At 77.5% G+C, this 17,966-nt stretch carries 18 protein-coding genes; 7 read left to right on the top strand and 11 right to left on the bottom strand.

All coding sequences use genetic code 11. The features are described 5' to 3' along the window. The first annotated feature begins 2 nt into the window (after nt 1-2). Both pabB and ITJ85_RS13385 read left to right on the top strand, forming a co-directional pair. On the top strand, nt 3-1,400 hold the full coding sequence (gene pabB, locus ITJ85_RS13390) for an aminodeoxychorismate synthase component I (RefSeq protein WP_217913606.1): 1,398 nt from the start codon (nt 3-5) through the stop codon (nt 1,398-1,400). Further along, entirely contained in the window at nt 1,397-2,008 is a 612-nt protein-coding gene (locus tag ITJ85_RS13385; protein WP_217913605.1) for an anthranilate synthase component II, read from the top strand. Before pabB ends, ITJ85_RS13385 begins: the two co-directional genes overlap by 4 nt. Here the strand turns inward: ITJ85_RS13385 and ITJ85_RS13380 are convergent. After that, nucleotides 1,998-2,354 carry a 4a-hydroxytetrahydrobiopterin dehydratase gene (locus tag ITJ85_RS13380; protein ID WP_217913604.1) on the bottom strand — a complete coding sequence of 119 codons (357 nt, stop codon included), beginning with the start codon at nt 2,352-2,354 and terminating at the stop codon, nt 1,998-2,000. The two genes, ITJ85_RS13385 and ITJ85_RS13380, sit on opposite strands and share 11 nt — an antisense overlap. A 2-nt stretch (nt 2,355-2,356) precedes the next feature. Next, nucleotides 2,357-3,007, bottom strand: coding sequence for a nitroreductase family protein (locus tag ITJ85_RS13375; protein ID WP_217913603.1), 651 nt, complete (start codon nt 3,005-3,007; stop codon nt 2,357-2,359). A 76-nt stretch (nt 3,008-3,083) separates the two neighbouring features. Between ITJ85_RS13375 and ITJ85_RS13370 the strand changes: the two genes are divergently transcribed. Next, a complete protein-coding gene (locus ITJ85_RS13370; protein ID WP_217913602.1) occupies nt 3,084-4,100 on the top strand; it encodes a LacI family DNA-binding transcriptional regulator in 1,017 nt (338 codons plus the stop codon). A gap of 166 nt (nt 4,101-4,266) precedes the next feature. On the opposite strand, the gene ITJ85_RS13365 is transcribed toward ITJ85_RS13370, so the two are convergent. The 6 genes from ITJ85_RS13365 to ITJ85_RS13340 form a co-directional block, all read right to left on the bottom strand. Then, nucleotides 4,267-5,688: a sensor histidine kinase gene (locus ITJ85_RS13365; RefSeq protein ID WP_217913601.1), complete on the bottom strand. Its 1,422-nt coding sequence runs from the start codon at nt 5,686-5,688 to the stop codon at nt 4,267-4,269. A gap of 32 nt (nt 5,689-5,720) precedes the next feature. Beyond that, nucleotides 5,721-6,434 carry a response regulator transcription factor gene (locus ITJ85_RS13360; RefSeq protein ID WP_217913600.1) on the bottom strand — a complete coding sequence of 238 codons (714 nt, stop codon included), beginning with the start codon at nt 6,432-6,434 and terminating at the stop codon, nt 5,721-5,723. 88 nt (nt 6,435-6,522) lie between these two features. Then, a complete protein-coding gene (locus ITJ85_RS13355; RefSeq protein ID WP_217913599.1) occupies nt 6,523-8,145 on the bottom strand; it encodes a putative manganese-dependent inorganic diphosphatase in 1,623 nt (540 codons plus the stop codon). A gap of 969 nt (nt 8,146-9,114) precedes the next feature. Beyond that, nucleotides 9,115-9,774 carry a hypothetical protein gene (locus tag ITJ85_RS13350; protein WP_217913598.1) on the bottom strand — a complete coding sequence of 220 codons (660 nt, stop codon included), beginning with the start codon at nt 9,772-9,774 and terminating at the stop codon, nt 9,115-9,117. Next, the gene (locus ITJ85_RS13345) at nt 9,771-10,289 is read right to left on the bottom strand and encodes an HNH endonuclease (RefSeq protein ID WP_217913597.1); all 519 of its coding nucleotides are present in this window, start codon (nt 10,287-10,289) and stop codon (nt 9,771-9,773) included. The genes ITJ85_RS13350 and ITJ85_RS13345 overlap by 4 nt, the downstream gene beginning before the upstream one ends. Nucleotides 10,290-10,329: 40 nt before the next feature. Further along, nucleotides 10,330-10,473: a hypothetical protein gene (locus ITJ85_RS13340; protein WP_217913596.1), complete on the bottom strand. Its 144-nt coding sequence runs from the start codon at nt 10,471-10,473 to the stop codon at nt 10,330-10,332. An 88-nt stretch (nt 10,474-10,561) separates the two neighbouring features. On the opposite strand from ITJ85_RS13340, the gene ITJ85_RS13335 reads away from it, so the two are divergent. Then, nucleotides 10,562-10,870 (top strand): J domain-containing protein, encoded by a 309-nt coding sequence (locus tag ITJ85_RS13335; RefSeq protein WP_217913595.1) that lies wholly within the window; start codon nt 10,562-10,564, stop codon nt 10,868-10,870. 39 nt (nt 10,871-10,909) lie between these two features. Here the strand turns inward: ITJ85_RS13335 and ITJ85_RS13330 are convergent, their stop codons facing one another. Next, entirely contained in the window at nt 10,910-11,755 is an 846-nt protein-coding gene (locus ITJ85_RS13330) for a (2Fe-2S)-binding protein (RefSeq protein WP_217913594.1), read from the bottom strand. A 29-nt stretch (nt 11,756-11,784) separates the two neighbouring features. Between ITJ85_RS13330 and ITJ85_RS13325 the strand changes: the two genes are divergently transcribed. Both ITJ85_RS13325 and ITJ85_RS13320 read left to right on the top strand, forming a co-directional pair. Then, a complete protein-coding gene (locus tag ITJ85_RS13325; protein ID WP_281412198.1) occupies nt 11,785-12,594 on the top strand; it encodes a gamma-glutamyl-gamma-aminobutyrate hydrolase family protein in 810 nt (269 codons plus the stop codon). 224 nt (nt 12,595-12,818) lie between these two features. Then, nucleotides 12,819-13,502, top strand: a complete 684-nt coding sequence (locus tag ITJ85_RS13320; protein WP_217913592.1) for a TIGR00266 family protein — start codon at nt 12,819-12,821, stop codon at nt 13,500-13,502. 1,003 nt (nt 13,503-14,505) lie between these two features. Here the strand turns inward: ITJ85_RS13320 and ITJ85_RS13315 are convergent. Further along, nucleotides 14,506-16,239 (bottom strand): sensor domain-containing diguanylate cyclase, encoded by a 1,734-nt coding sequence (locus ITJ85_RS13315; RefSeq protein WP_217913591.1) that lies wholly within the window; start codon nt 16,237-16,239, stop codon nt 14,506-14,508. A 69-nt stretch (nt 16,240-16,308) separates the two neighbouring features. Between ITJ85_RS13315 and ITJ85_RS13310 the strand changes: the two genes are divergently transcribed. Continuing rightward, the gene (locus ITJ85_RS13310; RefSeq protein ID WP_217913590.1) at nt 16,309-17,013 is read left to right on the top strand and encodes an HAD family hydrolase; all 705 of its coding nucleotides are present in this window, start codon (nt 16,309-16,311) and stop codon (nt 17,011-17,013) included. 352 nt (nt 17,014-17,365) lie between these two features. Here ITJ85_RS13310 and ITJ85_RS13305 read toward each other — a convergent pair whose 3' ends face one another. Then, complete coding sequence (locus ITJ85_RS13305; protein ID WP_217913589.1) at nt 17,366-17,953, bottom strand: pyruvate kinase; 588 nt, start codon at nt 17,951-17,953, stop codon at nt 17,366-17,368. Between the last annotated feature and the right edge of the window lie 13 nt (nt 17,954-17,966).

The following is a 17,966-nucleotide window of genomic DNA, read 5'->3' as shown; positions in this document are numbered from 1 at the left end:
CGGTGACCGCCGACGCCCCAGCGCCGCTCGTGCGCGAGATCCCCTACGCGGACCCCGTGGCCCTCGCCGGCGCCCTGGCGGGCGACGGCCACGTCGGGCTGCTGCACAGCGCCGTCGGCGGCGAGCGCGGGCGCCACTCGTTCATCGCGCTCGAGCCCTTCCGGGTCATCCGCTGCGAGGACGGCCGCACGACGGTCGACGGCGCGCACGTCGACGGCTCGCCGTGGGACGTGCTGCGCGACCAGCTCGCGGCGTGCCCCCTCGCGCCGGCCGCCGGCGCGGGGCCGTTCGCGGGCGGCGCCGTCGGCTGGCTCGGCTACGAGCTGGGCGGGTGGCTCGAGCCCGCGCCCGCCCCGCCGCCCGACGCGCTCGACCTGCCCGAGATGGCGATGATGTTCTGCGACGTCGTGGTGGCCGTCGACCACCGCGAGCGCCGGGCGCGCATCCTGTCGAGCGGCCTGCCGGAGCGCGACGCCGCCGCGCGCCGGGCCCGCGCCCGCCGGCGCCTGGAGCACGTCGCGAGCCGCCTCGCCGCGACGGGCCCCCTGCCGCCGCCGCCCCGCCCCGCCGCGCCGCCGGAGCTGCGATCGACCTTCACCCGCGTCGGGTACGAGGCCGCCGTGCGGCGCGTGATCGGCTACATCCTCGCGGGCGACGTCTTCCAGGCGAACCTGGCCCAGCGCTTCGCGGCCCCCCTGCCGGCCGGGCTGTCGCCGTTCGATCTCTTCCGGCGCCTCACCGCGGCGAACCCCGCCCCCTTCGCCGCCTACCTGCGGTTCGGTGACGTCGCCGTCGCCTCCTCGTCGCCCGAGCGCTTCCTGCGCATCGCCCGCGGGGCGGTGGAGACGCGGCCGATCAAGGGCACCCGCCCGCGCGGCGCCGACCCGGCGGAGGACGACGCGCTGGCGGCCGAGCTCGCCGCCAGCGAGAAGGACCGCGCCGAGAACGTGATGATCGTGGACCTGCTGCGCAACGACCTGTCGCGCGTGTGCCGGGACGACGGCGTGGAGGTCACCGAGCTCTGCGCCGTCGAGCGGTTCGCCACGGTCATGCACCTGGTGTCGGCGGTGACGGGGCGGCTGCGGCCGGGGGTCGGCGCGCTCGACGCGCTGGCGGCCTGCTTCCCCGGCGGCTCGATCACCGGCGCGCCCAAGATCCGCGCGCGGGAGATCATCGCCGAGCTGGAGCCGGTGCGGCGCGGGCCCTACTGCGGGGCGATCGGCTGGATCGGCTTCGACGGCGCGCTCGACACCAGCATCGCCATCCGGACCTTCGCCATACGCGACGGGGTGGCGACCTTCGGCGCGGGCGGCGGGGTGGTGGCCGACTCCACGCCGGCCGGCGAGTACGAGGAGACGCTCGCGAAGGCGCGCGCGCTCGTGGCGGCGCTCTCGCCGTGATCGCGGTCATCGACAACCGCGACTCGTTCGTGCACAACCTGGCCCGCTACCTGCGCCGGCAGGGCTGGGCCACCGCGGTGCTGCGCTGCGACGAGGTCGGCGTGGCCGACGTGGCCGCGCTCGAGCCCTCGCACGTCGTGATCTCGCCCGGCCCGTGCGCGCCCGACCAGGCCGGCGTCTCGGTGCCCCTGGTGCGCGAGCTCGGCCCGGTCGTGCCGACCCTCGGCGTGTGCCTGGGCCACCAGTGCATCGGCCGCGCCTTCGGCGCCCGCATCGTCCGCGCGCGGCGGCCCATGCACGGCAAGGCCGCGCCGATCGCGCACGACGGCGAGGGTGTCTTCGCCGGCCTGCCGGACCCGCTGCGCGCGACGCGCTACCACTCGCTGGTGGTCGACCCGCGCGGGCTGCCGCGTGAGCTCGTGGCCACCGCGTGGAGCGAGGAGGGGGAGATCATGGCCCTCCGCCACCGCCGCCACCCGATCGTCGGGGTGCAGTTCCACCCCGAGTCCATCCTCACCGAGCGGGGCGACGACCTGCTGCGCGCCTTCCTGGCGCTCGCCCCGGCGCGCGGCGCGGCCGCGCCGCGCGCCGTGGGGCTCAGGGCCTGAGCGGCGCCGACGACTCCGGGGGGCCGGTGAACGGGCCGCCCTCGGGCCGCCAGCCCACCACCTCGTCGATGCGCCGGGCGAGGGCCAGGTCGCGCTCGGTGACGCCGCCGGCGTCGTGGCTGGTCAGCCGCACCTCCACGCTGCCGTAGCCGACGACGAGATCCGGGTGGTGCCACGCCGTCTCGGCGAGCCAGCCGATCGCGTTGACCACCATCAGCGTCGCCTTCCACCCCGACGTGGCGTACGTCCGCCGGATGTCGTCGTCGCCCTCGCCGGCCGACCAGCCGGGCAGGCCGGCCAGGCGCTCCTCCAGGCCGGCGCCCCGCAGGATCCCGTCGCCGCTCATCGCTACTCCCTCGTGTTGCCGTACGTGTCGTCGTGGACCAGGGCCCGCCACGAGCGGAAGTTGCGCTTCAGCGCGGGCGCGAGCCCGGTGGGGAAGGCCTCCGGGTAGCCGATCGGGCTGACGATGGCCGGGTCCACCTCGGCCGGGATGCCAAGGAGCTCGCGCAGCCGGTCCTTCTCCCAGCGGTGGAACGCGGTGATCGGCACGCTGCCGAGGCCCTGCTCGCGCGCCGCCAGCATGAGGTTCTCGAAGGCGAACGCGAGCGAGATCAGGTCGTCCTCGTAGCCGCCCGGGAAGCCCTCCGGGTAGCCGCGCGGCACGAGCAGGCCGACCACGAACGCCGGCACGTGCCGGTAGGTCGCCATCACGCCCTCGGCGTATTCACGCGCCCAGGCGGCGTGCTCCTCGTCGGTCGCGTCCTTCTGCGGGCGCATCAGCGCGAAGTACTGCGCGCCGCCGCGGATGATGAGCTCGGCCACCTCGCGCCGCTTCTCCGCGTCGCGCACCAGCATCAGGCCCCATGCCTGCTGACCGCCGCCGGTCGGGGCGCGCAGCGCCAGCCGGAGGATGCGGTCGAGGACCTCGTCGTCCACCGGCTTGTCGGTGTAGGTCCGCACCGCGCGGCGCTTGCGGATCGCATCAGCGAGCTCCATCACGCTCCCCCCATGTCGGATGTCCTCGCCGCAGTCTGCCAGGACGCCGCGCCGCCGCGCGGGTACGCTCGCGCGCATGACGAGTCCGCCCGGACCCCGGCGCGCCCCCGCGCGCGGCGGCGCGCGCCGCGCGACGCTGCGCGACGTGGCGCAGGCGGCCGGCGTGTCGGTCTGGACCGTCTCCACGACGTACAGCAACCCGGCCCGGGTCGCCTCGGCCACCCGTGAGCGCGTCTTCGCCGCCGCCGCCGCCCTCGGCTTCACCGGCCCCGACCCGGTGGCGCGCTCGCTCGCCCTCGGCCGCACCCGGATCGTCGCCCTCGTGGCCGACGGGGCCGCGGAGCCGCTGCTCGCCGACCCGGCCGCCGCCCTCGTGGCCCGCGGGCTCGCCCGCTACTGCGACCGCGCCGGCGTCTCGCTGCTGCTCGCCGGGTCCGCCCGGGGGTCCGCCGTCGACGGCTCCGTGCTGTTCCGCATGAGGCCGCCCGCGGCGCCCACCCACCCGGTCGTGGCCGTCGACGTGCCGCCCGCCCCCGGCGTGGTCGCCGTGCGCGCCGACGTGCGCGAGGCCGGCGCCCACGTCGCCCGCCACCTGCGCGAGCTCGGCCACCGAGAGCTGGTCGTGCTGACCTGGGCGGGCGCGGGCGAGCGGCTGGAGGGGGTCCGCGCCGGCTGGGCCGCGGCCGGCCCGGTGCGCGTCTTCATGGCCGGCAGCCCGGAGGGCGCCACCGACGCGGCGGCCGGCCCCACCCGCGCCGACGCCGAGACCGTCGCCCAGGTCGCCCTCGGTCGCGAGCCCCGTCCCACGGCCGTCCTCGCCCTGACCGACGTCCTCGCCCGCGGCGCCCTCGTCGCCGCCCGCTGGGCCGGCCTCGACGTGCCGCGCGACCTCTCCGTGGCGGGCATCGACGACCTCGACGGCAGCGACGCCCTCGGCCTGACGACCGCCTTCGTCCCGTACCGCCCGCTCGGCGAGCTCGCCGGCGCCACCCTCTCGCGCCTCGTCGAGGGCGAGGACGCGCCGCCGCCCCCGCCGCTGCCGACCTCGCTCGCCATCCGCTCCACCACCGCCCGCGCCCCCGCAGCGGGGTAGGCGCCCCCGGCTTGCCGGCGCCCCGGCAGGCCGGGGATGTCCGAATGGACCACGGCCTGAGGTCCAATCGGACCTCGTCGTCGCGATCCGGCCTCAGCGCCCCCGCAGAATGTCCGAATGGACCACGGCCCGAGGTCCGATCGGACGCGGGCGCCGCGATCCGGCCTCAGCGCCCGCCGGAGGGCCCGGGGGGCGGTGCGCCCTCGCCGGGGGCGAGCGGCAGGACCACCCGGAAGGTCGCCCCCTCGCCGGGCGCCCCGTCGACCTCCGCGCGCCCGCCGTGCGCCTCGGCGATCGCCGCCACGATCGACAGCCCCAGGCCGCTGCCGCCGCTCGCCCGGGCGCGCGAGGCGTCGGCACGGAAGAACCGCTCGAAGACGCGCGCGGCGTCCTCGGCGGCGAGGCCGGGGCCGCGGTCGGCCACCTCGAGCACGGCCTCGCCGCCGCGCCGGGCGACGGTGACGGTCACCGGCGTCCCGGCGGGCGTGTGGGCGCGCGCGTTGCCCAGCAGGTTGGCGACGACCTGGCGCAGGCGTACGTCGTCGCCCTCCACGACGACCGGGTCGCCGCCGCGCACCTCGATCGGCCGGTCCGGCTCGACCACGGCCGCGTCGGCCGCGAGCTCGACCGCGAGCGCGGTCAGGTCGACGCGCTCGCGCGCCATGGGGCGGCGCTGGTCGAGGTGGGCGAGCAGCAGCAGGTCGTCCACGAGCACGCCCATCCGCTCGGCCTCCGCCTCGATGCGGCGCATCGCCGTGGCGAGGTCCTCGGGGCGGCCGGACGCGCCCCGCCGGAACAGCTCCGCATAGCCGCGGACCGAGGTGAGCGGCGTCTGCAGCTCGTGCGAGGCGTCGGCGACGAAGCGGCGCAGCCGCTCCTCGGCGGCGCGCCGCTCCTCGAAGAGCTCCTCGATGCGGGCCAGCATCCCGTTCAGCGTGCGGCCGAGGCGCCCGATCTCGGTGCGCGGGTCGTCGTCCTCCACCCGCCTGCCGAGGTCGCCGGCGGCGATGGCGTCGGCGGTCTCGCGGATGCGGTCGAGGGGTCGCAAGCCCAGCCGCACCAGCCAGAGCGCGAGGAACGCCAGCGCCGCCAGGGTGGCCGCGCCCACGGCCACCTCGATCAGCAGCAGCCGGCCGAGCGTCTCGTTGACGTCGTCCAGCGGCACGCCCACCACGATGGAACCGCCGAAGGGGATCGCGCCGGGTCCGGCCGGCGCCGCGCCCGCCACCAGCACCCGGTACTCGCCGGCCCCGCCCTCCGGGATGTCGACCGTCGAGAAGCCCTCGGGCAGGTCCTCCGGCAGCGCGACCGCGTCGGCGGCGGCGGCGTCCTGGGTGAGCTCCCGCGCCACCGCCCGGCGCAGCACCCGGCCGTCGGCCGCCCGCACCTCCACCACCGTGCCCACCGGGAAGCCGGCGGCGAAGCGCTCGCCCCGCCCGAACGGCGCGTCCCCGCTGGCGAGCGCCGGTAGCTGCGAGCTCGCCAGGTCGCGGTCGACCCGGTCGATCAGGAAGGACCGCAGCGCGGCGTGCGTCGCCCATCCGGCCGCCGCCAGCGCGAGCACCACGATCGCCAGCGTGACCGCCACCAGGCGTGCGCGCAGCGAGAGGGAGGCGATGCCTACCCCCGGCGCGGCCGCAGGGTGTAGCCGAACCCGCGCACCGTCTGGATGAGCGGCTCGGCGCCGCGGTCGATCTTCTTGCGCAGGTAGGAGATGTAGGTCTCGACGACGTTGGAGTCGCCGCCGAAGTCGTAGCTCCACACGTGGTCGAGGATCTGCGCCTTGCTCAGCACGCGCCCCGCGTTCGCCATCAGGTAGCGCAGCAGTCCGTACTCGGTCGGCGTCAGCTCCACCAGCCGCCCGGCGCGCCGCACCTCGCGCGTCTCGTCGTCCAGCTCGAGGTCCTCGACCGTCAGCCGCCGCCGGCCGGCCTCCTCGCCCCGGGTGCGGCGCAGCACGGCCCGCACGCGCGCCACGAGCTCCTCGAGGCTGAACGGCTTGACCACGTAGTCGTCCGCGCCGATCGTCAGCCCCCGCACGCGGTCGTCGGTGGCGCGGCGGGCGGTGAGGAAGACCACCGGCAGGCGGCCGGGGCCCGCCCCCGTCAGGCGCCGGTGCACCTCGAAGCCGTCCATGTCGGGCAGCATCACGTCGAGCAGCACCAGGTCGGGCCGGACGTCGGCCGCGCTCGCCAGGGCGTCGCGGCCGCTCGCCGCCTCGGTGGTCGCGAAGCCCTCGTAGCGCAGCACCGTGCACAGCAGCTGGCGGATCGGGTCCTCGTCGTCCACCACCAGGATCCGCGCCTCGGGCCCCTCCGCCGTGCCGCCGACCATGCCACCCCGCTCCGTCGTCGCCGGAGGTCAGGGTAGCCGCAGTGCCTGAGAGCCCGCTGTGAGCCGCCCCGGGGGGCGGCTCACAGGCTCAGAAGGCGGCCAGCAGCTTGGGCGCGACCTGCTTCTTGCGGCTCATCACCCCCGGCAGGTCCAGCACGCTGCCGTTCGGCTCCAGCCCGAAGGCCCGCGCGACCGCGGCCGCGTCGCCCGCCACGAGCAGCTCCGTGCCCTTCTCGACGATGTCCGTGACCATGAGCGCGTACACCGCGTAGTCCTCGCGGTCGCGCACGAGCTCCATCGCGCCGAGCAGCTCGTCCTTGCGGGTCAGCAGGCCGCGGCCCACGGTCTCGATCTGGGCGACGCAGAGCCGCCGGCCGCCGCTGACCTCGTACTCCTTGGCGTCGCGGCGGATGATCTCCGACGCGGGGACGTCGCCGACGTCGGACGAGGCCTCGAACATCTCCGTGCCGTAGGAGCGCGCGTCGATCCGCAGCAGCTCTTCGAGGTACTCCACGACCTCGCGGTCCCGGTCGGTCGTGGTGGGCGAGCTGAGGATGACCGTGTCCGAGAGGATCGCCGCCAGCAGCATCGCGGCGGTGGGCTGCCGCGGCTCGCGCCCGTGCGAGCGGAAGCGCTCCACGACCAGCGTGGCCGTGCTGCCGACCGGGTCGAACACGGCGGTGACCGGGAAGCGCGTCTCGATCGAGCCGATGTGGTGGTGGTCGAGGATCTCCACGATGTGTGCCTCGCCGACGCCGGGCGCGCTCTGGGCCTCCTCGGCGTGGTCCACGAGCAGCACGTGCCGCGGCTCCGGGTTGACGAGCTCGGCGCGCGTCACCACGCCCATCGGCCGCCCGTCGTCGTCGGCGACGATCGCGGCGCTGTAGTGGACGCCCTTGATGCGCTCGGCGACGTCGGTGAGCAGGTCGTCGGGGTCGACCACCAGCGGGTCGCGCGTCATCACCTCGCGCACCGGCACCGACAGCGACACGAGGCGGCCCGTCACGTAGGAGTCCAGCGGCGAGACCACCACGCCGGTGCCGGCGGCCTCGGCCTCCGCGAGCACCTCGGCGTCCGGCTCGACGTCGTACGGCGCCACCAGCAGCGCCACGCCGATCTCCACCGCCTTGCGCTGCGCGTCCGTGCGGTTGCCGATCACCGCGATGTCGTTGGGGCCCATCGTGCTCCCCATGGTCTCCGCGTCGACCGTCACGGCCCAGAGCCGGCCGTTGAGCCGCCGCTGCGGCGGCACCAGCAGCCTGCCGCCGAGCACCTCGACGATCAGCTCGACCGACGCCGGCCGGTCCGCGAAGCTCGACGGCTCGCCCGACTCCTTGACGTACCTGCGCGCCAGGTCGCGCGCCGTCAGGATGCCCACGATCGCCTCGTCTCCGTCGACGATCGGGATCAGGTCGAGGTCGTTCGCGGCCATCGTGCGGCCCACGTCGCGCAGCGGGCACGCGTCCTCGGCGCGCGGGTAGTCGTGGCGCATCACGTCCCGCGCCCGCAGCATCACGTGGTCGAGCAGCTCCGGCGCCGGGGCGCCGCTGCGCTCGAGCGCCCACCGCGCCTGCGCGTTGATCTCACCGAGCCGGACCGGCACGTAGCGGTTCGCCGGGTCGAGCCGTCCCTTCAGCTCCGCGTACCCCATCGCCGACGCGATGGAGTCGAGGTCCGGGTTGCGGTGGCCGGTGACGTAGATCGTCTGCACGCGTGGATGCCCTCTGCGGTTCGGTGGACGGAGTCGGCCTGGAATCATCACACGACGCGCTCGCCGCCGCTCGCGCCCCGGGGTTGGCCCGCTGCCATTCGCGGCCTCCCGCCCCGGGGATCGATCAGCGAGGGGGTCGCCTCGGGCGCCCGCCGTCGCGTCGATGTCCGATTGGACCTCGAGCGGTGGTCCGATCGCGACACGGCCCGGCGCGCCGTCCGATTTGACGCCCGAGCTCAGGGCCGCTGCCGACGCCCCCGCCCGCCCCTCGTGCGGGGAAGCGGTCCGATCGGACCTCGGGCGCGCGTCCGATTGCGACGTGGGCCGGCGCGGGGCCGTGCGCCTTCGGGCACGGGCGGGGGCTTTCGCGGTGACGACGGGCGGGGCGATGCTCGGCCGGCGATGGCGCGCAGCTACTACAAGGACCGCTCGCTCGGCAGCCGGCCGCCCTGTGCGATCTGCGCCGGCCCGGGCGAGGGGCCGCGGGCCGAGCTGCACCTGCCGGCCGGGGTGTCGGTCTGGCTCTGCGCGGCCCACCGCTCGGCGGCCTTCCAGCGCCGGCGGGTGGGGCGCGACCTGGTGGTCAGCCTGATGTCGGTCTGGGGGGCGGCCGGCTGCCTTGACCGGCGCCGCCACCGGGCGCTCGACCTGCACCGGGCGCGCCTGCTGTCGCGCGGCGACCGGGGGCGCCCGCGCCCCGGCTCGTACGCCTGGCCGGCCCTGCGCGCCGAGGCCGAGCGGCGCTTCGCCGCCGGCGAGCACCCGGCGGCGGTGATCGGGTCGCTGCTGGCCTCGCTCGAGGCCGGTCCCGCCCGACCGCCCAGCGTGCGCACCATGCGCCGCTGGTTCCGCGAGGGGCGCTGGCTGCTCGACGACCCGCCCGGGCCCCCGGGTCCCCGCCGGCCCGGCCCGCCCGGCGGCGGCAGCCCGCCCGGGGGCGACGACGGCCCGCGCGCGTCCGGCGGGCCGTCAGGCGGGGTCGTCGCCCAGGGTGGCGCCGAGCGCCTCCACCAGCATGCGCACGTGGCCCTGGACGTTGGCGGCCTGCCCGATCTCGTCCTGCGTGGCGAGGTCGAGGGCGCCACCGGGCGCGGCGCGCCGCGCGGCCGCCTTGAGCTCCCGGTCGAGCGAGAGGATGAGCCGCGACAGCTCGCGGTGGCGGCCGCCCATCCAGTCGAGCACCTGCCCGGCGAGGCCGTCGTGCCCCGGGCCGAGGTGGGTCTCGAGGCCGAGCGCGAGGATCCGGATCCAGCCGCCGATCCGCAGCCGCCGCTCGAGCGCCGCGTCGAGCGACGGGTCGGCGCCGGGGCGGACGCCGAACTGCAGGTGCTCCTCGAGCGCCATCGCGCCGGCGCCGGTGACGAGGTGGCGCTCGAGCAGGGGGCGGCTTTCGTCCAGCCAGCCGGGCAGCCCCTGCGCGAAGCCCTCGAGCTCGTCGCGCAGGGGCGGCGTCGCCGTGGCGAGCAGCGCCGCGGCCGCGAACCGCAGGTGGGCCCGGATCGCGGCGTCGCCGGCGGGGGTCGAGCCGACGTCGGCGGCGCCCTCGTCGGCCAGCAGGTCGCGCAGCACGTCGCCGTGGCGGCGCATCCAGCCGAGCATCGCGGCGGCCATCGGGGCGGGCGCGCTCATGCGAGCGCGGCGCCCTTCGCGCGGTTGCAGGGTGCGCACAGCAGCTGCAGGTTTTCGGGCGTCGACGCGCCGCCGAGCGCCACCGGGATGACGTGGTCGAACTGCAGCAGCTCGTCGGAGCCGCACTCCGCGCAGCGCCCGCCGTCGCGGCGGAAGACCTCGCGACGCACGTCCTCGGGGATCGGCTCCCGGCGCGGGCCGCCCGCGCCCTCCTCGTCGGCCAGCATGAGGTCGATGGCGCGGTCGATGCGCCGCCGGCGACGCCGGTCGCGCTCGTGGATCAGCGCGCGCACCTCGTCGGCCGTCAGGCCGTCGTCCTCCCAGAAGAACCGGCCGCGGAACATCCACCAGGTGCGCCGCTCGTCCTCGGCGACCGGCACGGGCGCGGCCTCCTGGTCGCGCAGGATCGCGCGGTGGGTCAGCCCGGAGATGAAGCTGAACTCGCGGCGGCCGCTGACGAACCGGCATCGCAGGAAGCCGGTCTCAAAGCGGGCGTTGACGTCCTCGCGCAGCACGGGAGCCGGACGCTAGAGCGCGCGCCGGACGGCGGCGACCTCAGCGGGAGCGGTCTCGGCGGCGCTCCATGAGCTCGGGCCGTGCGGCCGACACCGCGAACCAGATGCCCGCCGCGACGCCCGCGCAGAGGATCAGTCCCCCGCCCACGAGCAGGCCGACGAGCGTGTAGCCGAGCGCCATCATGCGACCACTCTAGCCCCGTCCGAGGGGCCAGGGGCGAACCCTGCGCGCGGGTGGCTCCCCGGCCACCCCCCCGGCGTAGCGTCGCGTCATGGACATCGACGTGGCAGCCGGCGTGCTGGGCCTCCGGGGCTCCCGGGTCGGTCGCGACGACCTGGTCGGCGCATGGCGTCGGTTCGCCCGCGACCACCACCCGGACCGCTGTCCCGGTGACCCGGGTGCCGCCTGGCGGTTCGCGACCGGCCGCGAGGCCTTCGAGACCCTGATCGAGCGCGTCGTCGAGCGGCCGTCTCCGGCGCTCGCCGCCTACGGGAGCACGGGCGTGGTGCGCGGTCCCGACGCGGGGCGGGCGATCCCCTACGAGATGCGGCCCCTCCACACGCGGGAGTGGCGCGCCTGACGGTCCACTTGGACGGCGAGCCGCCGTCCAAGTGGACCTCTACCCGCGCACGCGGGCGCGGGGGCAGGTCGGGCAGAGCGCGCCCCCGGGGGCGCGGAAGCTCTGGCAGCAGCCGATCCGCCGGCGCACGACCGGGGCGCCGGGGTCCTCGCCGATGACCTCGAAGCACGGCGGGTCGCCGAGCGGCTCCTCGACCCCCAGGAGCAGCCCCGCGCGGGCCCGCGCGCCGTCGCCGTCGCCGAGCTCGTCGCCGATCCACGTCATCGCGCCCGAGCAGCAGTCCTCCACGGAGCGCCACAGCGCGCGGCGGCCGCGGCGGGCGCGCGGGGCGACGGCCTCGACGACCGGCTCGAGATGGCGCACGAGCGCGCGACGGAACCAGGCGAGCAGGGCATGGTCGTCGGCGAACGTGGTCGCATCCGGGTGGCCGGCCTCCGGGTCGTCCTCCAGCGTGGCGAACCGGCCCGAGGCGTAGGCGAGCGCCTCCACCCGGCCGTCGTCGGCCAGGCGGACGTACAGCGTGGCCGGGTCGATGTCGGGCAGGCGGCCGGCCGCGAGGAGGAGCCCGAGCGCCGGCGCGGCGAGCTGCCAGGCGTAGCCCTCCAGCAGCAGCGTGCCGGTCAGGCGCGGGTCGTCGCAGCCGGCCTGGGAGGCGACGGCGGCCGTCAGCAGGTCCAGGGTCGCCGCGCCGAGCAGGTCCTCGCGGCGCAGCCAGCCGTGGTCGTCGAACGCTCCGGCGCGCAGCCCCGGGGGCAGGTGCTCGGCGACGCGTGTCGCCCCGAGGCGCCGTATCGCGCGATTGAGCGGGTGGTCGAGGTCCAATCGGACCGCTCCGGCCGCGGGGGCGGGCGCGACTGCGAGGGCGCGCAGCGGTTCGGTGGCCACGGGGGCGCACCTTAGGTCCACCGAACATCGTGCGCAAGCGGCCGCCGGGCCGGTCTCGATACGCTGGGAGCATCGCCCGCTCCGCCCCCAGCCCACCCGTCATCGGCATCTGCGCCGCCATGGAGCCGGCGCGCTGGTCGGTCTGGGAGATGCCGGCGGCGCTCGTGCCGATGAACTACATCGAGCACCTCCAGCGGGCGGGCGCGGTGGCGCTGCTGATTCCGCCGGACCCCGTCCTCGTGGACCGCCCGGAGGCGGTGCTCGACCGCCTCGACGGCCTGCTGCTGGTCGGCGGGGTCGACGTCGACGCCGCCCACTACGGCGACACGCCCCACCCCGAGGCCGACCCGCCCATCCCGCTGCGCGACGCGGCCGAGATCGCCCTCGTGCGCGCCGCGGTCGCCCGCGGACTGCCGGTGCTCGGCATCTGCCGGGGCGCCCAGGTGATCAACGTGGCGGCCGGCGGGACCCTCAGCCAGCACCTGCCGGAGGACCTCGGCACGACGGAGCACCGGCGGGCCACGGGCGTGTTCATCGGCAACGAGCACGAGGTCGAGGCCGATCCCGGCACGCGGGCCTTCGATGCGATCGGCGGCACGTCCGACCTCGTGGCCTCCCACCACCACCAGGCGATCGCCCGCGTCGGCGAGGGCCTGCGCGTCAGCGCGCGGGCCGAGGGCGACGGCGTCCCCGAGGCCGTCGAGGGCACGGGCTCGGGATGGCTGCTGGGCGTGCAGTGGCACCCCGAAGCCGACCCGGACAGCGGGGTGATCGCCGCGCTGGTGGACGCGGCGCGCGATGGGGGCGGAGCGGGCGCGGACCGGGAGGAAGGGGGCTGACCTCCCGGTCCGGGCCGCTCGCCGTGTCGAACGGAGCTGACCCGGTAGGCAGTGCACTCCACCCCGTTCGACTCGGCAGTCTGGAGAACGGCCGGGCGCCCGTCCTTGGCCCTGGGCACAGCGTCCGGGCCCCGCGCTTGCTCCCTGCGGCGGTGCCGGGCCGGCCATGACGGCCGCGCCGCGTGCTTGGATGCGCGCCCCGTCGAGCGCACCCGGAGGAGATCATGGAGATCGCGATCAGGCACGCCCCCAGCTTCGCCGTGGCGCGCTGCACGCTCGGCGGCGGGGAGACCGTCCGCGCCGAGTCGGGCGCGATGATGGCCCACTCCCACGGCGTCGAGATCCAGGCCGCGATGCAGGGCGGGCTGATGAAGTCGCTGCGGCGCGGCGTGCTCGGCGGCGAGTCGTTCTTCATCACCACCTACACGGCGCCGCCCGGCGGGGGGTGGGTCGACGTGGCCGCGCACCTGCCGGGCGACATGGTCACGGTGGAGGTGGGCGCCACGCCGCTGTTCATCCAGCGCGGCTCCTACATCGCCTCCGAGTCGGGGGTCGAGATCGACACCAAGTGGGGCGGCTTCAAGAGCCTCATCGGCGGCGAGGGCGGGTTCATGATCCGCGCCGCGGGGAGCGGCACGGTCGTGCTCTCGAGCTACGGGGCCATCGACCGCGTGCGGCTGGCCGACGGCGAGACGATGGTCGTCGACTCCGGCCACATGGTCGCCTTCAGCGAGACGGTCGGCTTCGACCTGCGCCGCGCCGCGGGCGGGCGCACCATCCAGTCGCTGAAGAGCGGCGAGGGCTTCGTCTTCGACTTCCGCGGCCCCGGCGAGGTGATGGTGCAGAGCCGCAACCCGGACGCGCTCGTCCAGTGGCTCACCACCGTGCTGCCGTTCTCCCGCTCCTGACGCCGCAGTCGCCGGGGCCGGTGGCCGGCTCCGGCTGCTCGACCGCCTCCTGCTTCCCACCGGGAACCGGCTCGGGCTTCCCGTCCGGATCCGACTCCTGCTTTCCACCGGGAACCGGCTCGGGCTTCCCGTCAGGATCCGGGACGGGCTTCCCGCCGGGATCGGGCACCGGCGTCCCGTCCGGATCCGGCTCGGGCTTCCCGTCCGGCTCCGGGACGGGCGTCCCGCCGGGATCGGGCGCCGGCGCTCCGTCCTGATCCGGCACGGGGATGGCGGGCTCCGGCGCCAGGGGCGCCCCGCCGCCGGCGGGCCGTCCGGCGGGCACCGGGCGCGCGGGCGTCACGGGCACCGGTGTCATCGGCGCCGGTGCCACCGGCCCGGGCGCCACCGGCGCCGGGGCAGCGGGCGCGACGGGCGCGGGCGCCCCGGCCACGGGCACCGGGACGACGGGGGGGACGCCCGGCGCCGGGGCCACGGGCGCCGGAGCGACGGGCGCGGGCGTCAGGGGCCGCGGGGCGGGCGGGATCCGCACGGCGCCCACCGGCCGGACCACAGGGGCGCCGCCCCTCGCCGGCGCCGCTCGCGGAGGGCTCGTCCGGCGCGCCACCGGGCGCGACGCCGCGGGCCGGACCGGCGCCGACGGGCGCGCCGGCGGCGAGGGCGGGACGGGCGCATCCGCCGCCCCGTCGGCCGGGGGGCGGCCGACGCCCGGCGGCGGTGGCGCCGGCCGGCCCGTGGCCGGCGTGGTGATCGGCGCGGCCTGCCCGGTCACGTGGAGCGGCGCCCGCGCCGGCCCGGACTGCCACAGCGACGTGGCCACCAGCAGCAGCCCGCCGGCTCCGCCGGCCGCCAGCGCGCATGCCACGACGACGCCCGTGCGCCCCGGCGGCGGCGTCACGGGCCCGGCCGGCGCGGCGCCGGTCCGTGGTGGGTCAGCGCCGCTCGGCGCGGGGGTCGCTCGACAGCCATCCTGCCGGGCGAGGATACCGTCCCGGGTCGGTCGTCAATCGGGCGCGATCGGCGGCCGGTAGCGGCGAACGGTGTTGCGCCCCGCGCTCTTGGCGGCGTACAGCGCGGTATCCGCAAGCCGGTAGAGCGTCTCCGCGTCCCGGGCGTGGGAAAGGTCGCAGACTCCGGCAGAGATCGTCATCGAGCCGACCTCCGGGAAGCTCGTGGCCTCGATCCCGCGGCGCACCCGCTCGGCCGCCCGTGCGGCCTCGTCGCCGTCGGCGTCGGGCAGCAGCATCGCGAACTCCTCGCCGCCCACCCGCGCCACGAGCTCGCCCGAGCGCGTCTCCGCCGCCAGCACGCCGGCGGCGTGCCGCAGCGCCTGGTCGCCCACCTGGTGGCCGAAGCGGTCGTTGACCCGCTTGAAGTGGTCGAAGTCCATCAGCACCAGCGCCAGGCCCCGCCCGTGGCGTGCGGCCCGCCGGATCTCCTCGCGCAGCCGCTCGTGGAAGACGCGCTGGTTGGCCAGGCCGGTGAGCGCGTCCACCGCGGCGCGCTCCTCGGCCAGCGCGAGATCTCGCAGGGTGCGCTGCTCGGCCCGCTTGCGCTCGGTGACGTCGCGGAAGACGAGCACGGCGCCGCGCGGCCCCCCGCCCTCGTCGATGGGGGTGACCGAGTACTCGATCGGGAGGGTCCCGCCGTCGCGCCGCCGGGCCCGTGCCTCGCCGGAGGCGTCGTGCCCGGCGCGCACCGGCCGCCCGATCTCGGGCAGCACCAGCTGGTCGATGCGTCCGCCGGTCAGGTCCTCGACGTCCCATCCGAGCATCGCGGCGGCCGCCGGGTTGACGAAGCCGGCGCGGCAGTCGCGGTCAAGGCCGACGATGCCGTCGCCCGCCGAGGCGAGGATCAGGTCGTGGCGCGAGCGCAGCCGCTCGAGCTCGTCGCGCGCGCTCGCCTCGCGGCCGGCGGAGCTGACGAGCATGAGCCCGACGAGCGCCGTCAGCAGGAGCCCGCTGGCCCCGATCGACAGCGGCAGCGTCGCCGACGGGCCGGGCAGGCCCGCGATCGCGACGCTCCAGCGCCGCCCGCCCGTGTCGATCGTCCCCGCCCGGTCGCCGCCACCCCCGCCGAGCACCGGAACGGCGCCGTCGCGGACGTCGATGGTGGCGCCGGCGGGCAGCCGGGCCCCGGCCGGCCGGCCCAGCTCGGCCACGAGCGCGGCGCCGGTGACGTAGCCGCGCAGCGCGGCCCGCCGCTCGGCCCGGCGCCCGAGCGGTGCCCCCGCGTCGTAGACCGGGGCCGCCATCACGACCACCCGCCGGCCGTCGGGGGCGGTCAGCGGCGGCGTCATCCGCGGCAGGGCGGCGTCCCGCGCCGCGGCGAGGGCGCGGCCCACCTCGGGCGTGGCGAGCGCCCCCGCCACCGGCACGGTGACCGAGCCGCGCCGCGCGACGATCGCGGTGCGCGGCGCGCCGGACGCGTCCACCGGGCTCCAGGCGACGTACTCGAGGGCCGGGTGGCGCCGCAGCAGCGGCGCCGCGAACCGGGACAGGTCGGCCGACGTGACCGCGTCCGACGACTCGAAGAACGCGCGCACCCCCTCCAGGCCGTCGGCGATCGACCCGACCTCGCCCGCGAGCGCGCGCACCACCGGGTCGGCGGCCTCGGCCTGCCGGCGCTCGGCGCCGTCGCGCTCGTGGCGCACGGCGGCGAGCGTGGCGATCGTGCCGGCCGCGAGGATCGCCGCCAGCACCAGCACGTTCAGCCATGTCAGACGACGCCTGCCCATGCACCCCCTCCGGCCGTCCCGGCCGGGGGGTCCAGTCTGGCACGCCGGACGGCCCCCTATCCTCTGGCGGTGCTCGCGCTGATCGACATCGACGGCACGCTGCTGCTCGGCGCCCCGGCGGCGCACACCGCGGCCCTGGCGACCGCGATGGCGGACGTCTGGGACGTGGCGGCCACGCCCGGCGACGTCACCGCGATCCGGCCGGCCGGCCGCACCGACCGGGAGATCGCCCGCCTCGTCCTGCGCGCCCACGGCGTGGCCGACGAGCGGATCTCGGACCGGATGGCGACCTGGATCGCGCGCGCCGTGGAGCTGCACGCCGACCTCGAGCGGGAGGCGCCGCCGCCCGCGGTTGCGCCCGGGGCGGCGGAGGGGCTCGCGCTGATGCGCGAGGCCGGCGTCGCGCTGGCACTGCTCACCGGCAACCTCGAGCCGATCGCCCGCGCCAAGATGGCGGCGGCCGGCCTCGCCGGCTGGTTCCCGCCCGGGGGCGGCGCGTTCGGCTCGGACCGCGAGCACCGCGACGAGCTGGTGCCCGTCGCGCTGGCCCGCCACGGCCGCCCGGCGGCGGCCGTCGTGGTCGGCGACACGCCCCGGGACATCACCTGCGCGCGCGCCGGCGCCGCGCGGTGCGTGGCGGTGACGACCGGGGCCTACGACGAGATGGCGCTCGCCGCCGCGGACGCGGTGGCCCCGGGCCTGGTGGGTGCGGCCGAGGTGCTCGCCGGCTGGTCGGGCGCGCCCAGGCCGAGCGCGGCGACCACCCGCGCGTAGGCGCGCTCCTCGCAGTCCGTGCGGCGCGCGACGACGGCGCGCACCTCGTCGCCGCCGATCGTCCCGTCCAGCTCCGCGCGGCCGTCGCGGCCCGCCAGCGGGGAGCAGCGCTCGTCCTCGTCGAGCGCGCGCAGGGCGTCGAGGATCTCGGCGCACGGCCCGCGGTCGGCGACCACGCACTCGAGCTCCACCCGGAAGCCGCCGAAGCCGCCGCCGTGGAGGGTCACGGACAGGCGGTCCGGGGGCGACGGGCCGGTCGGGCGGTCGCCGCCGTCGGCGGCGCAGCCGGCCGCGGCGAGCGCGACGGCCGCGAGCACGGAGGCGACACCCGCCGCGGCGCGCGCCGGTCGCGTCAGGGGACCTCGCGCAGGGCGAGGTGGGTCGTCTCGGACGGGCAGGAGACGGGCGGCGCGTCGGTGAACACCACGAGGTCGCCCGGCGCGAGGCCCGCGACCTCGCGCGCCCGCCGCAGCATGATCCGGCGATGGAGCGACAGGTCGTCGCGGCGCGGCGGCAGGGCGCCCGGCACGACGCCCAACTCCATCGCGAGCTCGCGGCGCACGCCCTGGTCCTCGCTCAGCGCCACCACCCGCAGGCGCGGCCGGTGCCTGGGCGCGGCCCGGGCCGCGTCGAGCGGCCGGCCGCGCCTGCGTCGGCGAGGCCCGGCCAGTTGACGCCGGCCGCCACGGCGCGGGTCGGGCGCGTCGGCGGCCAGCCGCATCCTGGGCCCGGCGATGTCGGCGAGCAGGGCCCGCGGGCGCCCCGCCCGCCGGCCCTGCTCGCGCGGCGCCCGCGCTCGCCGGCGCCACTCGTCCGGGGCGTCGTGGGCGCAGGCGATCCGCCCGCCGTCCATCCCGGCCGCCACCAGCTCGTCGAGCCGGCCCGAGGCGTCGGTCGAGGGGCCGAGCGTCGCCGGGATCTTCGTACGCCGCCGGCTCATCCGGAGGCGAACC

Source organism: Miltoncostaea marina (assembly GCF_018141525.1).
Classification (GTDB): domain Bacteria; phylum Actinomycetota; class Thermoleophilia; order Miltoncostaeales; family Miltoncostaeaceae; genus Miltoncostaea; species Miltoncostaea marina.
This window is presented reverse-complemented; position numbering and strand designations above follow the sequence as displayed.